The following is a 4,967-nucleotide window of genomic DNA, read 5'->3' on the forward strand; positions in this document are numbered from 1 at the left end:
CCTCCGACTTCCACAAAAAACTGTGCGGGCCTTTATGCATGGCACACTCAGGCATGGGACAAATCCCGGCTTCAGCAGAACCAAACGCATTTGCTTTTAAACCGCACTTTACGGCAGAAGAAATCAAACATTTTGCAGAATTTTCAGAAAAAGAAACTCATGCGGTAAACACGCTTCTTGAAGATTTCCAGAAAGCAGGCGGAAACAATAATTTCCACAAAATTCCGGAATTTGAGCCTTTAATTTTAGGCCGAGACGAAGCTTACATCGGTGTTTTAATCGACGATTTAGTAACACTCGGAACAAAAGAGCCTTACCGGATGTTCACCGCCCGCGCAGAGTACCGCTTAAAGCTAAGGCACGACACGGCAGACCGGAGATTAGCCGAAAAAGCATTTAAAGTTGGAATTAAAACAGAAGCGCAGTTTAACGCAACAAAACTCAAATACCAGCAGGTAGAAGAAGCGACAGAAATTCTTCTCAAAAAGGCAGATAGCGAAAATCCGGGCTTTCCTGCAATTGTGTGGGAAATTGCTCAGGAAGATGCAAAATACAAATACTACATCGAAAAGCAGGATGCCAGAGTTGCAAAAATGCACAAAATGGAGCATTTTCATATTCCGGCCGATTTTGATTACGGGAAGATTCCTGCCCTTTCAGGTGAAAGCCGCCAGAAACTCGAAGCTGTACGCCCCCTCACGCTAGGTCAGGCCAGCAGAATTTCTGGAATCCGCAATAGCGATATAATGCTTTTGATGGTTTATCTGAAATAATCTTTTTAGCGGGAAAGAATGTCTGTTAATTCATTTTCTGAAAATACGCCTGCATTACATAAATCAGCGGCGAATTCAGAAATTGATTTATTTAAAAACAGCATATCTTCCGTACAGAATGAAAACGGAAATCCTTTTTCGGCAAATTCGCGGATAACGAAAGCTTTTTTCTCCCCGCGGTTTCCGGAAAGAACAGGAGCCGGACTGAATTCAAAATATATTGCATGTTCTTTCTGCATTTCAAAAATCTGATCGCAGATTTTTCCGTTCTGAAAGATTTTTAAATCGTCATTATTCAATGCAATATTCGGATTTAAAAGATGAGTCGGGCGGAGATTCAATAAAATTTCAAAAATGTCTTCCTGATTTTTCATTCCCTTAAAGCCAAAACACGAAATTCTGGATTTTATTCCCATTTTCCGCGCAGTTTTAAAAATCGAAAGAAATTTTTCCGGGTTTTCAATGTACTTCCGGCCGTAAAGCTCAATTCCTTCAAAAAGATTACTTTCCAGAAGCATGTTTGCAAGAGGGAGATTATTTTCTTTATCGCTGTTTATGCCTAAAAACGGACGTACTTTTACTTTGTTAGAATATTTTTCTGCAGCAAGTTTTATTGTATCAAGAAACTCAGTGGCATTTTTGAAATTTGAAACAGTATCAACATTTATCGTTCCATTAAGTGAGGTAACATTTTCACTGACACTTTCGGAAATTGCATAACACAGTAAAAGCAAAAGATCATGTTCAGAACCAATACGGTCCTGAATAAATTCTTCAAGTTCTCCCCGGAATACCATGTCTTCATCACTTCCAGCAGGGAACCTTTTATCTTCACTGAAATTTGGAAGGTAAAAACCTGCCCAGCGGACAAAGGATGAATATCTCATTCCTAACTGAAGATGTTTACAGGAATCAGTTTTTGGGATTTTAATAAAATCAGCAACAGAACTCACTTTTTACTTCCATAATTGTTCAACTCGCTTTTTAAATTCTTCTTTCTCTGATTCAGAAAGGAAAGAATCATCAAAGCTATTTAGAATTATGTGCTTGATTTCGTTTTTTGTAAAGTTTAATTTTGAATATAAATTCCAGTACTCATCTAAAAGTTCAACACCAAAGAAAATAGGATCATCTGTAGCAATAGTTACAGGAATTCCTTTATCAAACATTTCGCGGACAGGATGTTCGCTCATTTTCTTTACATACTTTTTTGTAAAGACATTGCTTGTTGGAGCAACTTCTACAGGAATTTTATTTTCGGCAATATATTTAACAAGTTCTGAATCCTGAACTGATGTAATTCCATGTCCGATTCTCTCTGCATGACAGATTTTTAGTGCATCCCAAATAGACTGTGGACCTACATCTTCACCTGCATGAGCAACTGCATGATATTTATCTTTAAGTGCCTTTTCAAAAACAGGACCAAAATCGCCGGAAGGACCTTTGCTTTCTGCTCCGCCAAGACCTATTCCGATAAAACCTTCAAAAGGATTAGCCTTGAACATTTTATAATTGTTCTCTGCATTTTCAAGACCAAAAGTGCGTGAAACGTCGCCTAAAAGCCAGACAGTAATGCCGGTTTCGTCTTTGATTTTTTTGAGATTTTTTTCAAAACACTTTGTCATATCGGCATAGTCAAAACCTTTTTTAATAAAGGCAGAAGGAGCAAAGAAAGCTTCACAGTGAACGACACCGTTACGGACAAGATAGTTTTTCAAATCTTCAAAAATGAGGTCAAAATCAGAAACTTCCGTAAATAAATCCTGAACCTGTAAAAAGGCTGCGATGAATCCGTTTAAATCAGAGTAAGAAAAGAGTTTTTTTATTTCGGTATCAGTAAATTCTTTACCGTTTTTTTTGAGATAAAGTTTTTTGATAGTTTCGCGACTCATGACAGCTTCAATATGGATATGAAGTTCTGCCTTTGGAATCGCTTTAAAAAATGAATAAAACTCTTTCTTAATCATCAATTTGCCTCATTAGAATATAAATATTATTCTAACTTAATTTTCGGCAGTTTTCACGCTAAACTTGAAAGTTCCTTAACTAAACCGGCAAAAACATCAAGCGCTGCCTGAACAGGCTCCGTGCTGCTCATATCTACACCTGCTACTTTAAGGCTTTCAATCGGATAACGGCTTCCACCGCTCTTTAAGAACTTGAAGTAATCTTCCTTTTCTTTTTCGCCGCCTTCTGTAACGCGTTTTGCAAGGGCAAGAGCTGCAGAAATTCCTGTTGCGTATTTGTAAACGTAGAAAGCCCCGTAAAAATGCGGAATGCGAAGACCTTCCATGTCACTTTCTTCTTCAAAGACCATCTCCGGGCCAAAATACTGCTCCAACAGTTCGCGGTAGATTTTACGAAGGACCTGGGCCGAAAGCGGCGTGCCTGATTCAACAAGTTCGTGTGCTTTAAGTTCGAATTCTGCAAACATTGTCTGACGGTGAAGAGTTGCAAGAATATCGTCAGCACGCATTGAAAGAAGATAAGCCTTCATCTGCGGTGTCGTTGCATTTTTGTAAAGATATTCAAAAACAAGCTCTTCGTTGAAAGTTGAAGCAACTTCGGCTTCAAAAATCGTGTAATTGTAGCACATGAACGGATTATTCGTTTTTGAATAATAGCTGTGCATTGAATGTCCGCCTTCATGAGCCATTGTAAAAATGTCACGGATTGAATCTTCTTTGTAGTTTAGAAGAATGTACGGATAGCCTGTATATGCTCCGGCTGAAAAAGCACCGCTTCTCTTTCCTTTGTTTTCGTAGCGGTCAACCCAGCCGCCTTTTAAGCCTGAACAGAGAGTGTCGGTGTAGTCCTTTCCGAGAGGAGAAAGAGCGTTACGGCAGATTTCAACGGCTTCGTCATAGCTTGTTCTGCACTCAACATCTTTTACAAGCGGAACATAAACATCGTAATGACGGAGTTCTGAAACGCCTAAAAGTTTTTTGCGAAGTGAATAATACTTGTGCAGAACCGGAAGATTTTTGTGAACAGTGTCGATTAAATTGCGGTAAACAGATTCCGGCACTTTGTTTCCGTAAAGGGCTGCCTCGAGTGAAGATTTATAGCCGCGGGCACGGGCAGTAAACACGTCCTGATTTACGCTTCCTGCATAAAGGGCTGCAATTGTATTTTCGTGCTGAACAAAGCTTTTGTAGAATTTTTTGTATGCTTCTTCACGGATTTTCCGGTCCGGATTATGCATGAATACAGTATATGTGCTTTGTGTAAGCGGTTTTTCTTCTCCGTTAACCTGAACGCTGTCAAATTTAAGGTCAACGTTTGTGAGCATGGAAAAAGCCTTGTATGCAGTTTCTGCCGATTCGTTTTGAAGAGAAAGGATTTTTTCTTCTTTTTCACTTAAGATGTACGGCTTGTGATGAAGTTCTTTCTGCAAAAAGATTTTATAGTCTTCAAATTCAGGAAGTTCTTTCCATGCATTGATTTTTTCGTCTGGAATTGACATGAGCTCAGGGCTGAAAAATGAAGTTTCACTGTCACTTTCAGAATAAGCCATCATAGCCCGGCCTTCCCTGTCCTGGGCGCTAGAATCACTTTCGTCGGCCGTATGCTGTAAGCCTGCATATTCGTGAACAGTTTCGACCGTTTTCTCAAGGTTTTCCAGAGTTTTTAAGCAGCCGAGAAGTGAATCAGAAGAATCTGCAAGCTTACCCTTAAATTTTACAACTTCTGCAGTAAGATTTTTAATTGAAGAAAGGGCTTTTTCCCAGTCTTCGTCAGATTTATATAAGGTTGACAAGTCCCATTTATCGCTTTCAGGAACTTCGTTTCGTAAAGGAATAGTATTTTTAGCCATATTTCAATTATAAACTTAAAACGGAATCATTGCTATCATAACACCAAGCATTTGAAGCAGATAGGAAATTAATACTGAAAAACAGGCAACCGTTAAAAAGGATGTAACCATTGCTTTTACATACGAAACAGACCTGTTCTTAAAGAAAAACCCTGCAATTCTGAAAATTAATGGAGAAAGTGTTCTGTCTAATACAGTCCATATTGAATATGAAGAAGAACCGTCTCCAATGAAAAAATATACAATAAGTCTTACAAGAATAATCAGTGCAATAAAGCCGAGTAATGATGTAAAGATATTTCCAATAAGCATGACCAGCATGGAAAGGACCGTACTGAATCTAAAACCGCTGCCTCTGGCAAGACTTGAAAACA

The 4,967-nt window shown here is 38.8% G+C and carries 3 protein-coding genes and 2 pseudogenes; 1 reads left to right on the forward strand and 4 read right to left on the reverse strand.

The features are described from left to right. Window positions 1-773: pseudogene (locus tag ACKI5B_RS04205) on the forward strand (tRNA uridine-5-carboxymethylaminomethyl(34) synthesis enzyme MnmG); the annotation flags it as partial. A gap of 5 nt (window positions 774-778) precedes the next feature. Here ACKI5B_RS04205 and ACKI5B_RS04210 read toward each other — a convergent pair. The 4 genes and pseudogenes from ACKI5B_RS04210 to ACKI5B_RS04225 all read right to left on the reverse strand — a co-directional run. Beyond that, window positions 779-1,726 carry a hypothetical protein gene (locus ACKI5B_RS04210; protein WP_407426145.1) on the reverse strand — a complete coding sequence of 316 codons (948 nt, stop codon included), beginning with the start codon at window positions 1,724-1,726 and terminating at the stop codon, window positions 779-781. A 3-nt stretch (window positions 1,727-1,729) separates the two neighbouring features. Further along, the gene (gene add / locus ACKI5B_RS04215) at window positions 1,730-2,743 is read right to left on the reverse strand and encodes an adenosine deaminase (RefSeq protein ID WP_407426147.1); all 1,014 of its coding nucleotides are present in this window, start codon (window positions 2,741-2,743) and stop codon (window positions 1,730-1,732) included. A gap of 53 nt (window positions 2,744-2,796) precedes the next feature. Next, the gene (pepF, locus tag ACKI5B_RS04220) at window positions 2,797-4,593 is read right to left on the reverse strand and encodes an oligoendopeptidase F (RefSeq protein WP_407426149.1); all 1,797 of its coding nucleotides are present in this window, start codon (window positions 4,591-4,593) and stop codon (window positions 2,797-2,799) included. 15 nt (window positions 4,594-4,608) lie between these two features. Continuing rightward, window positions 4,609-4,967, reverse strand: a pseudogene (locus ACKI5B_RS04225) (hypothetical protein); the annotation flags it as partial.

The sequence above is a fragment of the Treponema sp. genome (assembly GCF_045657965.1).
Classification (GTDB): domain Bacteria; phylum Spirochaetota; class Spirochaetia; order Treponematales; family Treponemataceae; genus Treponema_D.

What these genes read in the sequence shown, in the direction of transcription:
- pepF (WP_407426149.1), bottom strand. Translation starts at nt 4,593, where the DNA reads ATGGCTAAAAATACTATTCCTTTACGAAACGAAGTTCCTGAAAGCGAT.
- add (WP_407426147.1), bottom strand. Translation starts at nt 2,743, where the DNA reads ATGATTAAGAAAGAGTTTTATTCATTTTTTAAAGCGATTCCAAAGGCA.